This is a genomic window from Streptomyces sp. NPDC088124 (assembly GCF_040685895.1).
GTDB lineage: Bacteria > Actinomycetota > Actinomycetes > Streptomycetales > Streptomycetaceae > Streptomyces.
On sequence record NZ_JBFBJB010000051.1, the window covers coordinates 1465 to 23062 of the forward strand.

General features: G+C 69.3%; 11 protein-coding genes and 5 pseudogenes. 9 read left to right on the top strand and 7 right to left on the bottom strand.

The window, feature by feature from the left end:
- Together AB0P17_RS32560 and AB0P17_RS32565 are read left to right on the top strand one after the other, a co-directional pair.
- A partial coding sequence (locus AB0P17_RS32560) for a group II intron maturase-specific domain-containing protein (RefSeq protein WP_365816589.1) occupies nt 1-735 on the top strand: 735 nt, incomplete at its 5' end.
- A gap of 182 nt (nt 736-917) precedes the next feature.
- Nucleotides 918-2296: pseudogene (locus tag AB0P17_RS32565) on the top strand (IS1380 family transposase).
- Nucleotides 2297-2655: 359 nt separating this feature from the next.
- Here the strand turns inward: AB0P17_RS32565 and AB0P17_RS32570 are convergent.
- Together AB0P17_RS32570 and AB0P17_RS32575 are read right to left on the bottom strand one after the other, a co-directional pair.
- Nucleotides 2656-3572: pseudogene (locus AB0P17_RS32570) on the bottom strand (phosphoketolase); the annotation flags it as partial.
- Nucleotides 3573-3695: 123 nt separating this feature from the next.
- Nucleotides 3696-4835, bottom strand: a pseudogene (locus tag AB0P17_RS32575) (IS4 family transposase); the annotation flags it as partial.
- A 115-nt stretch (nt 4836-4950) separates the two neighbouring features.
- Between AB0P17_RS32575 and AB0P17_RS32580 the strand changes: the two are divergent.
- Entirely contained in the window at nt 4951-6165 is a 1215-nt protein-coding gene (locus tag AB0P17_RS32580) for an IS110 family transposase (protein WP_365816591.1), read from the top strand.
- Nucleotides 6166-6254: 89 nt separating this feature from the next.
- Nucleotides 6255-6548: pseudogene (locus AB0P17_RS32585) on the top strand (avidin/streptavidin family protein); the annotation flags it as partial.
- Between the two features lie 350 nt (nt 6549-6898).
- Here AB0P17_RS32585 and AB0P17_RS32590 read toward each other — a convergent pair.
- Entirely contained in the window at nt 6899-9646 is a 2748-nt protein-coding gene (locus AB0P17_RS32590; RefSeq protein WP_365816594.1) for a cation-transporting P-type ATPase, read from the bottom strand.
- 154 nt (nt 9647-9800) lie between these two features.
- Complete coding sequence (locus AB0P17_RS32595; protein ID WP_365816596.1) at nt 9801-10253, bottom strand: universal stress protein; 453 nt, start codon at nt 10251-10253, stop codon at nt 9801-9803.
- 245 nt (nt 10254-10498) lie between these two features.
- On the opposite strand from AB0P17_RS32595, the pseudogene AB0P17_RS32600 reads away from it, so the two are divergent.
- Nucleotides 10499-10615 (top strand): annotated as a pseudogene (locus AB0P17_RS32600) (transcriptional regulator); the annotation flags it as partial.
- 88 nt (nt 10616-10703) lie between these two features.
- Here AB0P17_RS32600 and AB0P17_RS32605 read toward each other — a convergent pair.
- Together AB0P17_RS32605 and AB0P17_RS32610 are read right to left on the bottom strand one after the other, a co-directional pair.
- Nucleotides 10704-11507, bottom strand: coding sequence for a transposase (locus tag AB0P17_RS32605; RefSeq protein ID WP_365816598.1), 804 nt, complete (start codon nt 11505-11507; stop codon nt 10704-10706).
- A gap of 6 nt (nt 11508-11513) precedes the next feature.
- Nucleotides 11514-15269, bottom strand: coding sequence for a hydantoinase B/oxoprolinase family protein (locus tag AB0P17_RS32610; protein ID WP_365816600.1), 3756 nt, complete (start codon nt 15267-15269; stop codon nt 11514-11516).
- A gap of 570 nt (nt 15270-15839) precedes the next feature.
- On the opposite strand from AB0P17_RS32610, the gene AB0P17_RS32615 reads away from it, so the two are divergent.
- The 3 genes from AB0P17_RS32615 to purB all read left to right on the top strand — a co-directional run bounded on the left by AB0P17_RS32615 (nt 15840) and on the right by purB (nt 19539).
- Nucleotides 15840-16238, top strand: coding sequence for a hypothetical protein (locus AB0P17_RS32615; protein ID WP_365816602.1), 399 nt, complete (start codon nt 15840-15842; stop codon nt 16236-16238).
- Between the two features lie 83 nt (nt 16239-16321).
- Nucleotides 16322-16963 (top strand): universal stress protein, encoded by a 642-nt coding sequence (locus AB0P17_RS32620; protein ID WP_365816604.1) that lies wholly within the window; start codon nt 16322-16324, stop codon nt 16961-16963.
- Nucleotides 16964-18105: 1142 nt separating this feature from the next.
- Nucleotides 18106-19539 carry an adenylosuccinate lyase gene (purB, locus tag AB0P17_RS32625; protein ID WP_365816606.1) on the top strand — a complete coding sequence of 478 codons (1434 nt, stop codon included), beginning with the start codon at nt 18106-18108 and terminating at the stop codon, nt 19537-19539.
- A 182-nt stretch (nt 19540-19721) separates the two neighbouring features.
- Here purB and AB0P17_RS32630 read toward each other — a convergent pair whose 3' ends face one another.
- Nucleotides 19722-20771 carry an NAD(P)-dependent alcohol dehydrogenase gene (locus tag AB0P17_RS32630; RefSeq protein WP_365816608.1) on the bottom strand — a complete coding sequence of 350 codons (1050 nt, stop codon included), beginning with the start codon at nt 20769-20771 and terminating at the stop codon, nt 19722-19724.
- Nucleotides 20772-20868: 97 nt separating this feature from the next.
- Here AB0P17_RS32630 and AB0P17_RS32635 point away from each other — a divergent pair, with 97 nt between their 5' ends.
- A complete protein-coding gene (locus tag AB0P17_RS32635; RefSeq protein ID WP_365816610.1) occupies nt 20869-21456 on the top strand; it encodes a TetR family transcriptional regulator in 588 nt (195 codons plus the stop codon).
- Nucleotides 21457-21598: the final 142 nt, after the last annotated feature.

Here is a 21598-nt window from a genome sequence, read left to right on the forward strand (position 1 = left end):
AAGCTGATCATCAAACCGAGCAAGGACGCAGTACAACGGGTCAAGAAGAAGATGAAGGCCATCATCCGACAACACCGGGGCGCACCCGCCGAACGCCTGGCGGGTGCCCTCAGCCCCCTTGTTCGAGGGTGGTCCATCTACTATCGGCACGTTGTCTCGAAGGAAACCTTCAGGAAGCTGGACGACTTCACGCACCACGCCTTGAGAAGGTGGGTGATCTACTGCAATCGACGGAAGACGCCTCGCTGGCTCCGGGAGCGGTATTGGGGGAAGTTCGACAAAAGTCGAGAGGACAGGTGGGTATTCGGCTCCGAAACCGGATACTTGCCCAAGTTCGCCTGGACCGGAATCGTCCGGCACGTGATGGTCAAGGGAAACTCCTCCCGGGACGACGCGGAACTGGACAGCTACTGGAGAAAACGAGCCCGAAAGCGGATGCCGGGAGTGGAATCCAAACGGATCCTTCTGCTGGCGGCCCGACAGAAGGGACTGTGCCCCAGATGCGGGCAGGACCTGGTCGAAGGCGCGGGGTACGACCCTGATGACGTCAACGACTGGGCTCGCTGGTTCACGGCCTCATACCGGGGAATTCACGTGCACCATCTGCAATACCGCAGCCGAGGTGGAAGCGACCGCCTCGACAATCTGGAAGTCGTACACACTCTGTGCCACCGGCAGTTGCACGCCGGTGACCGGAAGAATGGCACCGAACTGAGCGGCCACAGGTCCGCTTGAGCCGTGTGCGCTGGAAGGCGCAAGCACGGTTCTGAGGGGGCGGGGACGCAGCAATGCGTCCCCGCTACCCGACCGAGTGGACCTGTCCATGCCTTGATCAAATAAGCGGAGAGTGCTTCTGACCTGCAACGATGGGACTTGTCTAGGGTCCTGTTGGCTGCACGGAAAGAAGCACTCTCCAGGTGAGCAAGCGTATCGGGTTGTACCCGCGTGTCCGCGTCGAGGGCGATGGCAGCGGGACGGTTTCGCAGGCCGGGGCGGTGCTGCTGGTCGAGACAGTCCGCAAGTCCGGCCTGGACACTGCGATATCGGCGGCGCTGGCGCCGTGGCGCAAGCCGCGGACAGTGCACGACCCGGGCAAGATCCTGCCGGATGTCGCGCTCGCGACGGCTCTGGGCGGGGACTGCCTCGCCGACGTCGCCATGCTGAGGGCCGAGCCCGACGTGTTCGGCCCGGTGGCATCCGACCCCACGGTCTCCCGGCTCATCGACGTCCTCGCCGCAGCCGGACCGAAGGCCCTCACAGCGATCCGGTCGGCGCGGGCCCAAGTACGGTCGCGGGTCTGGGAGCGGGCCGGTGCGGACGGTCCGACCTCTGACGGCAGCGTGATCGTGGACATCGACGGCGTGCTGGTCCTCGCGCACTCCGAGAAGCAGGAAGCCACCGCGACCTGGAAGAAGACCTTCGGCCATCATCCGCTCGTCGCGTTCGTCGACCACGGCCAGGCCGGTTCCGGAGAGCCGGTGGCCGCGCTGCTGCGTCCCGGCAACGCAGGCTCCAACACCGCGAGCGATCACATCACCACCACCCGGCTCGCCCTGGCCCAACTGCCCACACACCTGCGGCGGGGACGGCAGACACTGATCCGCACCGACTCCGCCGGCGGCACCCACGCTTTCCTCGACTGGCTCTCCAGGCCAGGCCGGTGGCTGTCGTATTCCGTCGGAATGACCATCACCGACACCCTCCACCAGGCTGTGCTGAAGCTCCCGAAGAAGGCGTGGACACCGGCCTACGACGCCCAGGCACCGAGCGGCCCGGCGCCTGGGTCGCCGAGATCACCGACATGCCCGACCTGAGCACCTGACCCAAGGGCATGCGGCTGATCGTCCGCAAGGAACGACCACACCCCGGCGCCCAGTTGCGCCTCACCGACCTCGACGGGCTGCGGCTGACCTGCTTCGCGACCAACACCAAAGGCGGACAGCTCGCCGACCTCGAACTGCGTCACCGCCGACGGGCCCGCTGCGAAGACCGCATCCGAGGCGCCCGCGACACCGGCCTGCGCAACCTGCCCCTGCACGACACCGCACAGAACCGGATCTGGCTGGAGATCGTCTCCCTCGCACTCGACCTCCTCGCCTGGATGCCCAGGCTCGCCCTCACCGGCCCAACCCGCGGCTGGGAACCCAAACGGCTTCGCCGGCGCCTGTTCTCCGCCGCCGCCCAACTCGTGAACACCGGACGCCGCCACTGGCTCCGCTTCCCCACCCGATGGCCCTGGACCGACGTCATCACCCACGCGATCAACAGGCTCTACATCCTCCCGAACCCCGGCTGACCAGCCAATTCACCCGTCCCGACAACCCGAACCACCTCACCGGCGCAGTGGAACCCGGCGCCCACCCGACGCGATAACCGGGCCGTCAACCTGCCCCACCCCCGAAAAAACCGCACCTCGCGAACGCAGAGCCCCCGTCAGCACACCGACGAGGACTCATGAACGATCGAGGCTAGGTTCGCCGGCAAGGAAGCCGAAACGACTGGGTTCACTGTCAAACGCCCGATTGAAAGACAGCGGACGGTGACACACAGGGCAAATGATCTTCACGCCCGACAACCGCCCACGATCAGCACGAGTACACAAACAACGACTCACACCAGCACCGTGAACAGCATCTTCAAGATGGCGGATCTTCAGTGGGCACGCGCCTCGCCCAGCGACAGCCAGTCGTGGCAGGGCTGTTTGCCCGCGACGACGAGGTCGACATAGTCGCGGCTGCGCACCACGTGGTCGACGAATCCGGGGTCCTGGTGGGAGAAGCCGTTGTGGTTCTGGCGCCACACGTGGGAGGTGAACAGGTGGTTCAGCGAGGCGACCGGGGCCCGCCGGGGCAGGCGGCACGATGTACGCAGCCACTTGATGTGCCGGTTGGCCATGGAGTCGACGATTTGGACGAATGCTTCGTAGCGGGAGAACGGGCCGTGCCGGCCGGTCGGCAGATAGCCCTCCAGCCGGCCCTGGCAGGTGTACTCGGAGAGGATCTCCATCACCCGGCCGCCGCGGGCCAGGTGTTCGTCACTCGGCAGGAACTCGGCCTGCCACGCCTTGCTGGTGGCGCCGTAGAGGGCCTGGAGCCGGTTGGAGGCGGTCCCGTCGGGGCCGACGACGCGGAAGTCTCGCCGCCGGACGGTGTCGGCCATCACCTGTTGGAGGAGGCCGCCGAGCACGGCGGTGGGTTCGTGCAGGCTGCCGCCAGGGATCTCCACCGGCACCGCAAACTTCTCCAGCGGCGGCATGGGCAACTCGCGCGCGAGCAGGCCGCCGTTGGCGCGCGGGGTGGCACCCAACCGCCGCTCACCTTCGGGGATGTGGGCCAGCACCTGGGTGCGGGGGCGGCCGTGATCATCGAAGAGTTCCTCGGGCCGTTAGGAGCGCAGCCATTCCTCCGCAGGTGGGCGGGGTTGGTGCGCGCCTCGGCAAGGGGAACCCGATGGGCGCGCCAGGTGCCCTCGACCGGCACACCGGCCACCTCACGCGGCCCGGTCCAGCCCTTGGGGGTGCGCACCACGATCACTGGCCAGCGTGGGCGCTCGGTGGCCCCCTCGGCGCGGGCCATGTGCTGGCGGGCGGCGAGCTCGGCTACTCCCTCGCTCACGCCGGCGCCGCTGGAGAGAAGATCATGCCCATTGACGGAGAGTGGTACAACGGAGGCCTCGACAAGCAGGTCCCGGGTGGCGTGGTGGACGATCAGGTGGGCGAATATCTCTTGCCGGACACCATCGGGGGTCTGTGAGCGGAGGACAGGTCTGTCGCGCTGGTGGGTCTTGATCTCGTCGAGGACGAGCTCGATCTCCCAGCGTCGCGCGTACAGTTCGGCGAGTTCGGCAGCTGGGTACTTCTCGTGGCCCATCAGGCTGGTGATCAGCCGTATCACCTCGGCCTGACCGTCGATCCGGTACTCGACAACCCGCACCGGGGCCGGCGGGGCTTTGACGGTCCCGGCCGCTTTGCTGTGCTTGTTCGCCTGGATCCGGGCCAGATAGCTTCCGTCCGCCAGAACGTCTTCGACCCTCCGGGCCATCCGCCGCTCCGTCCGCCACAGCAGGTGAGCACCCTGGTCACGAAGTCGGTGCCAGCGAGCCAGGCCCCAGAATCCGCGATCGGCCAGCAGTAACGTGCCCGGTCCGACATGCCGTTCCAGTTCGTCGGACACGATCCGCTCGGAGTCCTTCCAGCCGCCGATCACCGCGTCCAGCACCGCGTGCGAGGAGCATTCCGCCACAGCAACCATTCGCGCCATCGGATAGCCCATGGGGCTGCGCTGGGAGCCGGACTTGCCGAACGCCTCCCGGTTGCCGGCCGAGTCAGGAACCGCCAGCAGCATGCCATCGACGGCCAGAACGCTCAGACCGCGAAAGAGCTCGGGACTGCTTCCCAGCGGCCGGGCCACCTCACGGAACAAGTCGCGCATTACCGTCCAGCCCAACCGCTGCCTTGCCCTGGTCAGGGACGACTTGTTCACTCCTGACCACGGCCTCAGCCTCGGTTCGCCCGCCTTCAACAGCCGAAGGACTTCAAGGTAATCGACCCGCGGAAACAGACATAACGCAAGGACGAAGTACACCGTGAATCGGGCCGACAGCAGGCGGCGGCGCTTCTCCCCGCACCCCGCCTCGGCAACGACCCGGTCCACCACCTCAGGCGGACACGACCGGGTCAAGATCCCCAACCCCAGCCGCTCCAGACGCGATACCAACACGAACGGCCCAACGCTCTGCCGGCTCCAAAAGCAACGGCATTGGAAGGCATGACCTGGGGGGTGGTGTCGCCGGGCCCGGGAGGTGCCGTCGGAGACGCTGATGAGAGGTCCGGCCACCGTCCGGTCCGGCGCAATGCCGGGCAGTTCGCGGGCGGCAGGTCTGCATAACGTGGATGCGTGCGTACGACACCCATGCCGAGGCCGGCACGTTCAACTCCCCGGAAAGGGGGCGATGTTCGACACCGAAGACGTGGGCGTGTTCCTCGGCCTGGACGTCGGCAAGACCACTCATCACGGCCACGGGCTCACCCCGGCCGGGAAGAAGGTCTTCGACAAGCCGCTGCCCAACACCGAGCCGAAACTGCGGGCCGTCTTCGACAAACTGGCCGCGAAGTTCGGCACCGTGCTGGTCATCGTGGACCAGCACGCCTCCATCGGCGCCCTGCCCCTGACCGTGGTCAGGGACGCGGGCTGCAAGGTCGCCTACCTGCCCGGCCTGGCGATGCGACGAATCGCCGACCTCTACCCGGGCGAGGCCAAGACCGACGCCAAGGACGCCGCGGTCATCGCGGACGCCGGCCGCACCATGCCGCACACCCTGCGCTCGCTGGGACTCACCGACGAGATCACCGCCGAACTCACGGTCCTCGTCGGCTTCGACCAGGACCTCGCCGCCGAGGCCACCCGCACCTCCAACCGGATACGCGGCCTGCTCACCCAGTTCCACCCCAGCCTGGAGCGCATCCTGGGCGCCCGTCTCGACCACCAGGCCGTCACCTGGCTCCTGGAACGTCACGGTTCCCCGGCCGCGCTGCGCAAGGCCGGCCGCCGCAGACTCGTCGAGCTCATCCGTCCCAAGGCCCCGCGCATGGCACAGCGGCTGATCGACGACGTCTTCGACGCGCTCGACGAACAGACCGTGGTCGTGCCAGGGACCGGCACCCTCGACATCGTCATCCCGTCCCTGGCCCGCTCGCTCGCCGCCGTCCACGAACAGCGCCGGGCCCTGGAAGCCCAGATCAACGCCCTGCTGGAGGCACACCCTCTTTTTCCGGTCCTGACGTCGATGCCCGGCGTCGGCGTCAGGACCGCCGCAGTCCTGCTGGTCACCGTCGGCGACGGCACCGGCTTCCCCTCCGCCGCCCACCCCGCCTCCTACGCCGGCCTCGCCCCCACCACAAAATCGTCCGGCACATCGATCCACGGCGAACACGCCCCACGAGGCGGAAACCGGCAGCTCAAACGCGCTATGTTCCTCTCCGCCTTCGCCTGCATGAACGCCGATCCCGCCTCCCGCACCTACTACAACCGCCAGCGAACCCGCGGAAAGACCCACACCCAGGCACTCCTCCGCCTCGCCCGCCAACGCATCAGCGCCCTGTTCGCCATGCCCCGCGACGGCACCTTCCACGAGTCCCGAACCCCCACCATCACCCTCACCACATGACCCAGACAAACAACTCAAACGCGGCAGCACAGCCTTGACGAAGTACATAGAGGCACCCCGCAGGACACACGCCGGGGACGTACCTCCTCACCGGGCGCCATGACGGGCCTACGAGCCCGGGGAACGGCATCGCTCTCGGCTGGACAGTCGCCTGGCGCAACGAACACGGCAACGTAGGCTCGGTCACGAGTTGGAGCGGCCAATTCTTGGCAGACCCGGAACGCATCCTCAGCACCTGGCTGCCGACCCGCTCCGCCACGGTGGAGGCGTGGGAGTCCACTGTGGTGGGACAGGATGTGTTCACGCGACAGAAGCCCACCGGCGAGGACGTCGATCGCGCTCTTCGCAGCGGCCGACCGGTCTCGCACCCGATGCCGTCCTGAAGAGCGGCACCCGTGGGTGTGTCCAGCATCCACGTCCGGACCGGTCACCGGGAACACCGAGGGCCGGTGAACCCAACTCCTCTCATGCACACCCAAGCCCTGGCGGGCTGAGCAGCCGGCCGGGGACGCGTCCCACCGTGGTGGCCCCAGGCCGCCCGCGGGCGACGAGGCTGTCCGGCTCGGAAGCGGCGCACGGGTGGCCGGGGAGTGCAGGCGACACCGGGCCGGGTCGCCGTCTGCCAAATGCCCGTGGTCCGGCTCCTGATGAGGTGGGTGTCTTCCCGGGTCCCTTGTTCCTGTCGGCCGGCCCGACATCATGAACGGCGTTCTCGTCGGCGGCCTGCGCACCACTACCTTGCCCGGACGGCCCGTCGGCGCCGCAGCAGCCAGCGCCGTAGTTCGTCCGCGCCCCAGACGATGAAGGGGAAGGGGACGACGAAGGCGAGCATGCGGGGGGTGAGGGCGGCGGTGCCCAGAAGAGACTGCAGGGGCGGGGTGTAGATGACGACGGCGGCGAGGGCGAGTTCGAAGGCGATGCCCCACAACAGCAAGGGGTTGGAGAACACGCCGATCGAGCGCAGCGAGGCGTGCTCGGTGCGGGCGGCGAACGCGGTGCCGATCTGACCGGCGATCATGCCGAGGAAGGTCATGGTGGTCGCCTGCTGGTAGGCGTGGTGCAGCGGCGTGCCGGGACCAGTGGGGGCGCCGGGTTGCCAGCCTGCGTGCCAGAGCACTGCGAAGAAGCCGGTCAGCTGCAGGGCGGCGCAGATGACTCCGAGGAACAGCCAGGCGCGCAGCAGCATGGAGCCGCGGATGACGCCTTCCGAGCGGGGGCGGGGCGGGCGGTCCATCAGTCCGGGCTCGGCCTTCTCCCGGCCCAGGGCGAGCGCGGGGAGGGTCTCGGTGCCGACGTCGAAGACCAGCAGTTGCAGCACGGTCAGCGGCAGCGGTACGGCCCCACCGCTCACGGCGAAGACCAGGAACGGGGCAACCTCCGGGGTGGTATGGGCGAAGATGTAGCAGACGAACTTGCGGATGTTGTCGTAGACGCGGCGGCCCGCGTGCACAGCGGCGACGATGGTGGCGAAGTTGTCGTCGGTGAGCACCATGGTGGCCGCCTCACGGGCCACGTCGGTGCCGGAGCGGCCCATGGCGACTCCGATGTCGGCCCTGCGCAGGGCGGGTGCGTCGTTGACGCCGTCGCCGGTCATCGCCACGACGTGGCCTTCGGCGCGCAGCGCGTCGGCGATCCGCAGCTTGGCCTCCGGGGAGGTGCGGGCGAAGATCAGCTCCCGGTGGTGGCGCAGGAGCTGGTCGAGTTCGTGTTCGGGCATGCGGTCGAGTACGTCGCCGATGACCACCTTCGGTTCCGGGCCGCCGATGCCGACCTGGCCGGCGATCGCAGTCGCGGTCAGGGCGTGGTCGCCGGTGACCACGATGATCCGGATACCGGCACTGTGGCAGCGGGCGACCGCGTCGGCCACCTCCGGGCGGGGCGGATCGGCCATCGCCGTCAGTCCCAGGAAGACGAGCCGGTCTTCGGCCTCCTCGCGACGTTCCGGTAAGCCGGCACCAGCAGCCAACTGCCGCTCGGCCGCGGCCAGGACACGAAGGCCCTGGCGGGCGAATGCGTCCACCTGTCCTGCGATCGTGCGGCGTCGTTGCTCGGTGAGCGGGCCAATCGTGCCGTCGGCCAGTCTGACGGTGGTGCACAGCGGCAGGACCGCCTCGGGGGCTCCCTTGGCGTCGATCCAGCATCCTTCGTCGTCGCGCTGGTCGACCGTCGACATCAGTTTGCGTACGGGGTCGAAGTGGAACTGGCAGCGGCGCCCGGCATCCCGCTCGTCGGTGCTGACAGCGCAGCCCAGATCCCCGGCGGCTGCCAGCAGCGCCAGTTCGGTGGGATCACCCACCGGACCGCCGGGGGCATCCAGCTGTGCGTTGTTGCACCATGTCACCACGGTGGCCAGGGCACGCAACGCCGCGTCGCCCGGCGGCTCTCCGGCGGCAGCGGTGCCGACGAGTTCCTGCTGACCCGCCGCGGTCCACACGACGGTGACCTGCATACGGTTCTCGGTGAGGGTGCCGGTCTTGTCGGTGCAGATCACATCCGTGGAACCGAGCGTCTCCACCGCACTGAGGCGTTTGACGACCGCTCCACGCCGCACCAGCTCCCGCACGCCCAGCGCCAGAGCCAGTGTGATCACCGGCAGCAATCCCTCGGGCACGTTGCCGACCAGCAGGCCGACGGCGAAGACGACCGCGTCGTGGAACGGCAGCTTCGCCGCGAGCATGGCCAGTGGCAAGAACGCCACCCCCATGATCACCGCGATCACCGCGATCAGCCACGCCACTCGCCGGACCTGCGCCTCCAGCGGGCTGATCTCCCGTTCGACACGCTCGGACAGCGCCGCGATACGCCCGAGTTCGGTGTGCATACCGGTCGCGAAGACCACCGCTCTGGCCTCGCCCTCGGTGCACGTGGTCCCGCTGAAGACCAGGTCGCGCGCCGACAACAGTGGCACATGGACGTCGACCCGGTCGGCCGCACGGTAGGCAGGCATCGCTTCGCCCGTCAGCGGCGACAGGTCGACCTCGATTCCGCCCTTGGTCAGCCGCGCGTCAGCCGAGATGCGGTCCCCTTCCTCGATCACCAGCACGTCGCCGGGCACCAGGGTGACCGCCTCGACCTGCTGTACCTGCCCGTCCCGCACCACGGTCGCATGCGTAGGCAGGTAGGCGGCCAGCGTCTCCACGGCCCGTTCTGCCTGCATCTCCTGCACGAAGGCGAACGCCGCGTTCACCACGATCACTGCCACGATGGCCACCGCCACCGCCGCGATCCCCGCCCACCACGCCAGCACCGCGGCCGCCCACAACAGGAGCGCGAGTGGGTGGGTCACCTGCCGGGCCAGCTCCCCCGGCCAGCGCCTGCCACCACGCCGCCGCAGCTCGTTCGCCCCGTAGCGCACCAGTCGCCGAGCCGCCTCGCGCGAGGACAGGCCCTTCCGTGTGCTGCGCAGATCCCGCAGCAGCAGCTCCAGGCGCTCCTCCGGATCGATCTCCACCACCGCGGTCCCACCGGCTTCGGCGTTCATCTCGCCCCACCGCCCGTCTCCCTCAGCTGCTGGTGGGCCGGGCGGGCCCCCATCTCGCCGGGCTGGAAAACCCACCGGGCGAGACACGGTCGGGGGGACTGGGTGCACGGCGAGCCGCTGTTGCTCGACGTAGAGGTCCGGGCCGCAGACCGGTTCACCGGATCTCGGCGCCGCGGATGACAACGACGGGATACGGTGCGTGCTGGACACAGTGCTGGCCGACCGATCCCGGCAGTGCGTGGGTGAACCCTCGGTGTCCCCGGTTGCCCACGACCAGCAGATCCGCCCCCTGGACGGCATCCAGCAGGGCACGCGCGGGGTTGCCTTCCATGACGCGCTGCGTGACACGCACCGGCTGGTCGAGGCCGATGGCATCGATGATCGCCCTGGCGAGGCTGCTGCGGGCCTGCTTATCGAAGTCGAAGGGCCCCTCCTCGGGAGGGCTCCACCCGTACCAGTAGTACGGGTTCTGCCAGGCGAAGACCGCCTCGACCACGCCGCCGGTGAGCTCGGCCTGAGCGACCGCCCACCGCAGGGCTGCCTTCGACTGCTCCGACCCATCGCCCCCGGCCATGATCCGTCCAGTGGATGCCGCCTCGTCGCTCACCGCCCGCCTCCCGGTTCCTCCCGCCACTGCCCCAGCTTTCCCGCTGCAGGCCGGTGAGGCCCGCTGCGGCCCTTCCCGCTCACCCGATTCGCCCCTCTTATTCCTCCCTCAGCGGCACACGCAGGGACAGAGGAGCACACGACGAGTACGGCCGCGGGGATGGCTGACACCGAATGGAGTCCCTGGGGTGGGCGGCAACCGGCCGGGACAGCCGACCGGAACAGCACGCGCGGCATAAGGTGATCACGGAGCGCTCGCTCGACGACAGCAGGGCGTATGTCTTCACGGCAGGGCCCGCCGCGAGCGACGCGATGCGCGACCGCTACGCGACAATCCCAGGGGTACCGACAGAAGGGGAATGAGAGCGAACGGCTGGTCTATGGGCATGGTGCACGGACGGTCCACGAGACTCGACCGTGCGCCGACGACACACCTGAAGGGAGTGTCCGATCAACGGCCCTGTCTCACATTCGGTGGTGACGGAGAGTGCTGCTGTCTGAGGAAAATGCGGTGGCGGAGCAGGGCGAAGCCTGCTCGTCCGTGCATCTGACGCGCGATCCGCTTGGTCTTGGTGTTGACGCCCTCGGTGGGGCCGTTGCTGTACGGAAGCGTGAGCCCGGCGATCACGGCTTCATGGTCTCGTTCCAGGCCCCGGGTGAAGGCATGCAGATGGGGCAGGTCAGCTGTTCGGACTTGCGCGATCCAGCGTGTGAGCGCGGCGGCGTTATCGACGTGCGGCGTGAGGAGCGTGGCGAAGTCCCTGATCCCAGTGGCCAGTTGGGTCATTTCGGGGCAGGCGGCGGTGAGCTTGGCCAGGAGTTCGTGTTGTTCGGCTTTGAGGTTGTCGGGCCTGGTCAGCACCATCCGGGCGAGCCTGCGCGGGGAGATGTGGCTGCGGTCGGCGTCCGCGCGGCCTTGGCTGATGTACTTGTGCAGGAGGTTGAGGCAGCCCGTGAGGCCGAGGGCCTTGATCTCCTCGAAGAGGTGCTCCACGGGGACGGAGGGGTCCTCGGCCCGGCGTTTACGCAGGTGTTCACGGGAGGGTTCGACGAGGCTGGTGCGGTATTTCGGGACGCGGAGCATGCGCTCGGGCCGGTCGGCTCGTGCGTAGCGTTTGACGGTGTTCAGGGCCAGTTGCAGGCGGCGGGCGCATTCGAGCAGGCCGACGCCTTGGTCGAGGAGGCCGTGGACCTGGTGCCGGCGTTCCAGGGTGGTCTGGGCGCGAGGTCCGTCGTAGGTCGGCGCGTCCAGCACGGTGGCTTAGCAGGTGCTGTGCGCCTTGACCTCGCTCAGGGCGGCTTCGCACGGGTTTTTCCCCACATGCCACCGGTCCGCGACCTGCACCGTGTCAGGCAGGGCACGCGCCCAAGCGGCCTGGGGATCAGTCGGCGGTCGTGTGTGCTGCGACGGTGTCTCCTCGCTCGGCCCGTATCCGCCTCCGCCGGGGGTGCGGATGACGAGCGTGTCTCCGGCGGCAACGTCCGCCGTGTCGCAGCCGCGCAGGGGCGTGGTCGTACCGTCTGCATGTGCGATGAGGTTCTCGCCGAGGGCGCCGGGGCGGCCGCCGTCCATGCCGTAAGGCGGGATGCGGCGGTGGCTGGAGACGACTGCGACGGTCATCGGTTCCAGGAAGCAGATCCGGCGTTCCACGCCGCACCCACCGTGCCACCGGCCCGTGCCCCCGCTGCCTTCGCGGATGCGGAAGTCCTCGACCCGTACCGGGTAGCGCCATTCCAGGATCTCAGGGTCGGTGAGGCGGGAGTTGGTCATGTGCGTCTGTACGGCGTCCGCGCCGTCGAAGCCGTCGCCCGCGCCGGAGCCGGAGGCGACGGTCTCGTAGTACTGCACGTGCTCGTTACCGAAGGAGAGGTTGTTCATGGTGCCGGAGCCCTCGGCCTGGGCATCCAATACGGCGTACAAGGCACCGGTGACGGCCTGGGATGTCTCGACATTGCCGGCGACGGTGGCGGCCGGGTGGACCGGGGCGAGCATGCAGCCGACGGGGATACGGACGTCGAGGGGTTTCAGGCAGCCGCTGTTGAGGGGGATGTCGTCGGCGACCAAGGTGCGGAAGACGTACAGCACGGCCGCCATGACGACGGATGTGGGGGCGTTGGTGTTGCCGGGCTGCTGGGGTGCGGTCCCGGTGAAGTCCAGTACGGCGCTGCGGGTTTCGTGGTCGACGCGCAGGGTGACCTGGATGATGGCGCCGTTGTCCGTCTCATAGCGGTGCTCGCCGTCACGGAGGGTGGCAATGATACGGCGCACGGACTCCTCCGCGTTGTCCTGGACGTACCGCATGTAGGCGTGGACGACGTCGAGCCCGAACTGGTCGATCACCATGTGCAGTTCGTGGATGCCCTTGTTGTTCGCGGCGATCTGGGCCCGCAGGTCGGCGAGGTTGGTATCCGGGTCGCGCGACGGGTATCGAGCGGTCGTCAGCAGGTCGCGGGTTTCGGTCTCGCGGAAGTCGCCGTCGCGCACGAGCAGCCAGTTGTCGAACAGGACGCCTTCCTCGTCGACGGTGGTGCTGAAGGCGGGCATCGACCCGGGGCTGATGCCGCCGATCTCAGCGTGGTGGCCGCGGGAGGCGACAAGGAAGAGCAGCCGATCGCCCGTCTCGTCGAAGACCGGGGTGACGACGGTGATGTCGGGCAGGTGAGTACCGCCGTGGTAGGGGTCGTTGATGGCGTAGACGTCGCCGGGCCTCAGTGAGCCGGAGTTGCGGCGCAGCACCTCCTTGATGGACTCGCCCATCGAGCCCAGGTGTACGGGGATGTGGGGCGCGTTGGCGATGAGATTGCCGTCCGGGTCGAACAGGGCGCAGGAGAAGTCGAGGCGCTCCTTGATGTTGACAGAGTGAGCAGTGCTCTCGAGCCGTACACCCATCTGCTCGGCAACGGACATGAAGAGGTTGTTGAAGACTTCCAACATCACCGGATCGACGGTGGTGCCGACCGCCGTACGGGATGGGCGGGGCCGGGACCGGGTGAGGACGAGGTCGCCGTGCTCGTCGGCCGCGGCGCGCCACCCGGGGTCGACGACCGTGGTTTCGTCCGCCTCGGCGATGATCGCCGGACCCTCGACCGCGTCCCCCGGGCGGAATTCCTCGCGCCGGTACAGCCGCGTGGGTTGCCAGAGGCTCTCGGTGAACATCCGTACGATGGCGGCGGGTTGAAGTGCGCCGGTCCGCGACGGCAGCACGGGCGTGGTGGCAGTACGGGGGCCGGAGGAACCGGTGGCCTCGACCGCGATGGCCTCGACGACCAGCGGCTTGGCCATGGTGAAGCCGTAGCGCTCCCGGTGATCGCGTTCGAAGGCGCCCCGCATGTCCTCGGCCGGGCCCAACGGCACGGGCAGCGAGAAGTCCGTGCCCTCGTAGCGCAGCAGCGCGCGGGCGGTCGTATGGACGGTGGCGTCCGGCACGCCGTCCTCGCGGAGCTGGGTGCGTGCCCGTTCCGCCAGTTCCGCGCGGACGGTCTCGACACGGGCCGCTGTATCCGGCCGGTCGAGGGGGGCCTCGATGGAGCGTTCGCGCAGCGCGAGCGCGTCGGCCATCCCGATACCGTAGGCGGACAGCACCCCGGCGAGCGGCGGGATCAGCACGGTGTCGATGCCGAGCCGGTCGGCGACTGCGCAGGCGTGCTGGCCGCCCGCGCCCCCGAATCCGACCAGCGCGTAGCGGGTGATGTCGTGGCCGCGCTGGACGGAGATCTTCTTCACCGCGTTCGCAATGTTGAGGACGGCGATGTCGAGGAAGCCCGCCGCGACCTCCTCCGGGCCGAGAGGTCTTCCGGTCGCGGCGGCGGTCTGCTCGGCGAGCTCCGTGAAGCGGGCACGGACCGCGGCCTCGGCCAGCGGCTGATCGCCGTTCTTGCCGAAGACTCGGGGGAAATAGGCGGGTTGGATGCGGCCGAGCAGGACATTGGCGTCGGTGACGGTCAGCGGCCCGCCGCGGCGGTAGCAGACCGGGCCGGGGTCGGCACCGGCCGAGTCCGGCCCGACGCGGTAGCGCATCCCGTCGAAGTGCAGGACGGATCCGCCGCCCGCGGCGACGGTGTGAATGTCGGTCATCGGCGCCCGCATCCGCACCCCGGCCACCTGGGTGCCCAGTACCCGTTCGATCTCACCCGCGTAGTGGGACACGTCGGTCGAGGTACCACCCATGTCGAAACCGATCGCCTTGACATGACCCGCACCGGTGGCGGCGCGCGCCATGCCCACGACCCCACCCGCCGGGCCGGACAGCACGGCGTCCTTGCCCCGGAAGCCACCCGCCTCGCGCAGGCCGCCCCCGGACTGCATGAACATCAGTCGCACACCGTTCAGCTCGGCGGCCACCTGGTCCACGTAGCGACGCAGGATGGGCGAAAGGTAGGCGTCGACCACGGTCGTGTCGCCTCGCGGTACCAGCTTGATCAGCGGGCTCGCCTCGTGCGAGCAGCTGACCTGCCCATAGCCGACGGCGCGGGCCGCCTCGGCGACGGCGGCCTCGTGCGCCGAATGACGGTAGCCGTGCAGGAAGACGACCGCGGCACTGCGGAACCCGTCGGCGTACGCCGCGGCCAGCGCCTCGCGCGCGGCGTCCAGGTCGAGCGGGCGGACGGTTTCGCCGTGCGCGCCCACCCGCTCGTCCACCTCGATCACCCGGTCGTACAGGGCCTCCGGAAGCAGGATGCGCCGGTCGAAGATGTGCGGCCGATTCTGGTAGGCGATCCGCAGGGCATCCCGGAAACCCCGAGTGATCACGAGAACCGTGGGCTCGCCGGTGTGCGTCAGCAGCGCGTTGGTGGCGACGGTGGTGCCCATCTTCACCACCTCGATCCGGCCGGCCGGAATCGGCTCGTCCGCCTCCAGGCCCAACACCAGCCGAATCCCGGCGACCGCCGCGTCCCGATACGCCTCCGGCCGCTCCGACAGCAGCTTGCGGCTGACCACCTCGGAATCCGGCGACACCGCCACAACGTCGGTGAAAGTGCCACCACGGTCGATCCAGAACTGCCAGCGACCAGACATGGAGCCATTGTGCGCCCTCGGCCTGTGACCGGCCGGTCGATGACACATCGCCGTGTCCGGACCAGCGGCAGGGTCCCCGCGAACCGACGGGCAAGCAAACGAGGCGCCCGCGATCACGTAGAAGCAGACATGACGGCGCGCCTTCGGGTTCGCGCCGAACCTGGACTCCGGTCTCGACAGGCATGGGCAGGAGCTTCTTGATGACACCGAGGTCGAGGACTGCCGTTGGATGCCGTGGCGCTTCGACTGAGGGTTCGGTCCACGGCCGGCTGATCGCGGATTCGCCGCGGCTCTGGAACCGCTGCTGGCACCCGCGGCCGGCGACCGTCCCAGTCGGCGCACGGCGGTTGCCTCGTTTCGCGTCCGCGCAGGCCGCGGAATCCTCTCTGCGGATTCGATCCGCGATCCACTGTGGGTTGGCGGTGCACCGTCCGGCGCGCAAAGTCGGTGGCCGGGAGGTCTGCTGGAAGCAGCGCAGGGGGGGGTGGGGTGTCACCGCAAGCGGTGGCCGGGATGCGGAGGGAGGGCGGTCCGGGGTGGCTCGGCCGGCCACTGTGATGAGGAGAGACCGTGGAGCTGACCTTTCTCGGCCCTGTGTACGCACGACCGGGCCCCTATGCCTGCGCCTACCTGGACACCTCACGTGACGTCCGTGCCCCGGAGGCGGCGATCAGACTGCGGCGCCGGCATCTGCGTGAGGATCTGGCCCAGCGGGGGACCGGCCATGCCACCGTGGCCGTTGTCGACGATGTGGCGGGTACGGACCGGGAGGTTTCCCGGCGTCATGGGCAGGCCATCTTCGCGAGCCACGGCCATCTGGCGTTGGCGGAGGCACTGCCCGACCCGTCGGCGCACGACGCTGCCCGGTTCAGCGCGTTGCCCGAGGTGGTCGTGCCGCGGGAGGAGTTGTCTCAGCAGGACCGGGTGGGGATGCTGCTGCGGTACACCGACCCAGGGGTGCCGCTGTGACACCCCGTCGCCCGGCCGGGACCGCGGGGCGGGTTCTGCTCACTGCCGGGAAGAGCTGGTCAGGCATGTCTGAAGGGCCAGTGGTGGTGGCGACCGACGGCTCGGCCGGGGCGGCACGCGCGGTGCTGTGGGCGGCGCGGGAAGCCGCTCTCCGGCGTCAGCTCCACATCGTGTGCGCCGTCGACCTCGACCTGGCGGAGCGCCTGTCCACCGAAACCGCCCGGCGGGTCCGCGAGGCCGCCCGGTCTCTGGTGGCCGAGGCGGCGGTCGCAGCCTCCGGCAGGGCGCCTGACCTGTGGTCACCACGGAGGTCGGCCGGCAACCCGTGGCGGACAGCCTGCTATGGGCCGCATCGACAGTGCCACATGCCGGGAACGCGCCGTGACGATCGTCGTCGGCTCGCGGGGTTGAGCGGTTTCTCCGCGCTGCTGCTCGGCTCGGTCGCGCTGACACTGGCCGGACAGGCAAGGTGCCCGGTAGGCGTCGTGCGTGGTACGGAACGGCCGTCGAGCGGGGTGACCGTGGTGGGCGTACGGGATGAGCGGGACCTCGAGACTGTGCGCTTCGCCGAGGAGACGGCCAGACGGCGGAAGGCGTCCTTCCGTCTGCTGAGCACGTGGACCTACATCCAGTACATTCTGACGGGATGCGATGTCCTCCCCGCCCGGCGTGATCCCGTGACCGCGCTGGCCGCCACGGGTACTGCGCCAAGCCTCCGAAGGTGAGGATCACGCCGAAGGCCGTCGCGGCGTTGACGATCCTGTACGCGGCCCGGGAGGTCTCCAGCGCATCGAGAACCGGCTCGTACTGCTCCAGGTCGGCCACCCATCGCTGGTCGACAGAAGCCATGGAACGGGCGGCGTCGAACGCGGCCTCGGCGCGCTCCAGCTCATCGGACAGGAACATCAGCTGCACGGAGGTGAAGTCGAGCCTGGTCTCACCGAGGCCGGCGGCGCCGTCCACCTTCGCCAGCAGGTCCAGCGTCTTGTCGTCCAGGCCCGTGTAGTGGCGCCACTCCACCGACTCCCGCTCGTCGTGCAGCTCCTTGAGGATGGCCCGGTCGTCCTGGCCCGCGATGGCGTTGTGGGAGAGCTGGAGGGCGATCTGCCGCTGGCGGGGCAACGGTTCGTCCGCCTGCATCCACCAGATCTGCTCAGGCTGGATTCAACGGGGGCAGGCGTGCGGTGGTTGCCGGACAGCACGATCAGCCGTCCGCTGTCGACGTCGGTCCACACCACCGGCGTGGAGGCCAGGCGCCCGTCGCGCCTGATGATCAGGCGGCCGGGCTCGGTGCCGTCTGCCGGGTCGATCACGTCGAGGACAGCACGGGCCCCCTGGCGAGAGTACCGGTCCACCATGTAGCACCACAGCGCCGAGGTCTCACGGTTCCGTAGCGCTGCTAGCGCCTTGTCGAAGTCGGGACGCTTGGCATCCGCCTATAGCCGGAGGCCAGGTCTACCCACACATGACGGACGGTGTAGCCGTTGCGGTCGGCCCAGCGACGCCCGGAGGCCTCCTGCGTGTCGGTGGACTGCTCTCGACGGTGATCGTCCTCCCGCAAGCTCTTGCTCTTTTGCCTCTTGCGCGGGTAGAGGCCTATGAGAAGGCTGACGGCCATCGGGGGTGGTGCTCCTTGGTGCTCGGATCGCGCCGTCCCCCCTTGCTGTACGCGCCCTCTACCCTACGTGCAGGAAGCCTGGGTGGGTGTCCCACCGTCCGGGGACGGCAGGGCGGCGAAGCGGCCGGAGCTGCTGCCGTACGAGGCGCACGAGACTCAGGATCAGGGGCCGCAGGAACACGCATCGTAGGAACAGACGAAAACGGGCGCGGCGCGGCACCGCGTGAACCGACAGTAGAATCAGCTCACGTGACTCCCAAGCCTCGTATCCCCAATGTCCTTGCCGGCCGCTACGCCTCCGCGGAGCTGGCCGTGCTGTGGTCCCCCGAGCAGAAGGTGAAGCTGGAGCGTCAGCTCTGGCTGGCCGTGCTGCGGGCGCAGCGGGACCTCGGGATCGAGGTGCCCGACGCCGCCCTCGCCGATTACGAGCGCGTCCTCGACCAGGTCGACCTGGCGTCGATCGCCGAGCGCGAGAAGGTCACCCGGCACGACGTGAAGGCGCGGATCGAGGAGTTCAACGCCCTCGCCGGTCATGAGCAGGTGCACAAGGGCATGACCTCGCGCGACCTGACGGAGAACGTCGAGCAGCTCCAGATCCGGCTCTCCCTGGAGCTGACGCGCGACCGTACGGTGGCGGTGCTGGCCCGGCTCGGGAAGCTGGCGGGCGAGTACGGCGCGCTGGTCATGGCCGGCCGCTCGCACAATGTGGCCGCGCAGGCCACCACCCTCGGGAAGCGGTTCGCGACCGCGGCCGACGAGCTGCTGGTGGCATACGGCCGGCTGGAGGACCTGCTGGGCCGCTACCCGCTGCGCGGGATCAAGGGCCCGGTCGGCACGGCGCAGGACATGCTCGACCTGCTGGGCGGCGACACCGCGAAGCTGGCCGAGCTGGAGCAGCGGATCGCGGGGCATCTCGGCTTCGGGCGGGCGTTCACCTCCGTGGGCCAGGTGTATCCGCGCTCGCTCGACTACGACGTGGTGACCGCGCTGGTGCAGCTCGCCGCCGCACCGTCCTCCGTCGCGAAGACGATCCGGCTGATGGCCGGGCACGAGCTGGTCACGGAGGGCTTCAAGCCCGGCCAGGTCGGTTCCTCGGCGATGCCGCACAAGATGAACACGCGCTCCTGCGAGCGGGTCAACGGGCTGATGGTGATCCTGCGCGGCTACGCGTCGATGACGGGTGAGCTGGCGGGCGACCAGTGGAACGAGGGGGACGTCTCGTGCTCGGTGGTGCGCCGGGTGGCGCTGCCGGACGCGTTCTTCGCGTTCGACGGGCTGCTGGAGACCTTCCTGACCGTCCTGGACGAGTTCGGCGCGTTCCCCGCCGTGGTGGCGCGCGAGCTGGACCGCTACCTGCCATTCCTGGCGACGACGAAGGTCCTGATGGGCGCGGTACGGGCCGGGGTCGGCCGGGAGGCGGCGCACGAGGTCATCAAGGAGCACGCGGTGGCGTCGGCGCTGGCCATGCGCGAGCAGGGTGCCGAGCGCAACGAACTGCTCGACCGGCTGGCGGCGGACGGACGCATGCCACTCGACCGGGCGGAGCTGGACGCGCTGATGGCCGACAAGCTCTCCTTCACCGGTGCGGCGGAGGAGCAGATCGCGACGGTGGTGGGCCGGATCGAGGAGATCCTGAAGCGGCACCCCGAGGCGGCGAGCTACACACCGGGCTCCATTCTGTGACGTGACGGCCGTACGATCCGCGCTGCGACGGCTGTGACAGCCGTACGATCCGCTCCTGGCCGGAGCCTGAGGCTCCGGCCCCGGAACCCCGGGCCCTGAACCGCCCGTGAAACCGCTCGTGACCACGTCCTGCCCGACGTGGTCACGGGCGGTTCTCGTCCGCCCGTCCGGTTCCCCGTCGTTCAGTCCAGGTCGGACAGGTCGAGCACGAACCGGTAGCGGACGTCGTTGCGCCGGAGCCGGTCGAGGGCCTCGTTCACGCGCGCCGACGGCAGCAGTTCGATGTCGGCGGTGACGCCGTGCTCGGCGCAGAAGTCCAGCATGGCGGCGGTGGCGGGGACGCCGCCGCTCCCCGCGGAGCTGAGTTTCTTGCGCCCCACGAGCAGGTCCATGGTGTCCACGGTGACGGGGCCGAGGTGCCCGAGGTGGCTGAGCGTCCCGTCCATCGCGACCAGGCCCAGGTACGCGCCCACGTCGTGCGGGGCGGAGATGGTGTCGATGAGGACGTCGAACCGGTCGCGGGCCGCCGCCATCTGCTCCGGGTCCGTCGAGACGACGAGCCCGTGGGCGCCGAGCCGGCGGGCGTCGTCGGCCTTGTCCGGTGAGCGGCTGATGACGGAGGTGTCGGCGCCGAGCGCCACGGCCATCTTGACCGCGAGATGGCCGAGACCGCCCAGGCCCGCCACGGCGACCCGGCTCCCGGGCCCCACCTCCAGGGCGTGCAGCGGCTCCCAGACGGTGATCCCGGCGCAGAGCAGCGGCGCCGCGGCGGCCGGGTCCAGCCCGGCGGGCAGCGGGTGGGCGAACCGGTCACGTACGACGTACTCGCGGGAGTAGCCCCCCAGCGTGGTCGATCCGTCGTGCCGGTCCGCGCCGCCGTAGGTCAGGGTCGGAAAGGCATGGCAGAAGTTTTCCTGGCCGGCCCGGCACATGGCGCACGTGCCGCACGAATCGACGATGTTGCCCACCGCCACCGGGTCGCCGACGGCGAAGCGGGTGACCTCGGGCCCGGTCGCGGTGATCGTGCCCGTGAACTCGTGCCCCGGCACCAGCGGCGGGCTCCCCACGCCGTCCCGGGCGTGGAGGGCGTGCAGATCGGAGTGGCAGACGCCGCAGTAGTCCACGCGGATCGCGAGGTCGTCCGGGCGCAGCTCCCTCCGTTCCAGCGGTGCTCGTCGCAGTGTCGTCGCCTTCGCCGGGCCCTCCGCCTGCCAGCCAACGGTGGTTCTCATGTCCCTCACTTCCCAGACAGACTGTTCGGTCTATTTGAAAGTAGGCACAGCAGGGAGCAGAAAGCAAACCAACTGTTCTGTCTGCTACGGTTCCGGTATGAGCGATCGGCCCCTGACCACGCGCGGAGCCGCGACGTACCAGCGCATCCTCGACGTGGCGACCGAGGAGTTCGCCGCGTACGGGATCGCCGGGGCGCGCGTCGAGCGGATCGTGGCCGCGGCACGCACCAACAAGGCGCAGTTGTACGCCTACTTCGGCAGCAAGGAAGGGCTCTTCGACGCCATCTTCCTCAGCTCCCTGGAGCGGATCGTGAACGTCGTCCCGATCGACGCCACGGACCTGGCGGACTGGGCCGTACGCCTCTACGACGAGTACCTCCGCCGCCCCGATCTCATCCGCCTGGCCACCTGGGTACGCCTGGAGCGGCGTCCGGCGGGCCACCTGGTCGAGGGACCCGACCGGCTCGATGACGGCAAGCTGGGCGCGATCACCCGGGCACAGGCCGCCGGCCTGGTACGCGAGGGCGACCCGTTCGACCTGATGGCGATGGTGATCGCCATGTCGATGGCCTGGTCGCCGGTCAGCAACGTCTACACAGCGACCGCCGAGGAGCCCGCGGAAGTGCATGAGCGACGTCGCGCCCTGCTGCACGAGAGCGTCCGGCGCGCGGTGACCGTCGCGTAGCCGCTCACCTCGACCGTCGCGAGGCGACCCAGGGGCGGGAAGACAACACCGGAGCGGCAACAACCGGAGTGGCAACACCGGGGCAGCACCCTTGCCAATTTTGTGGCAAGCGTTGACAAGTTTGCACAACGGTGACGACCAT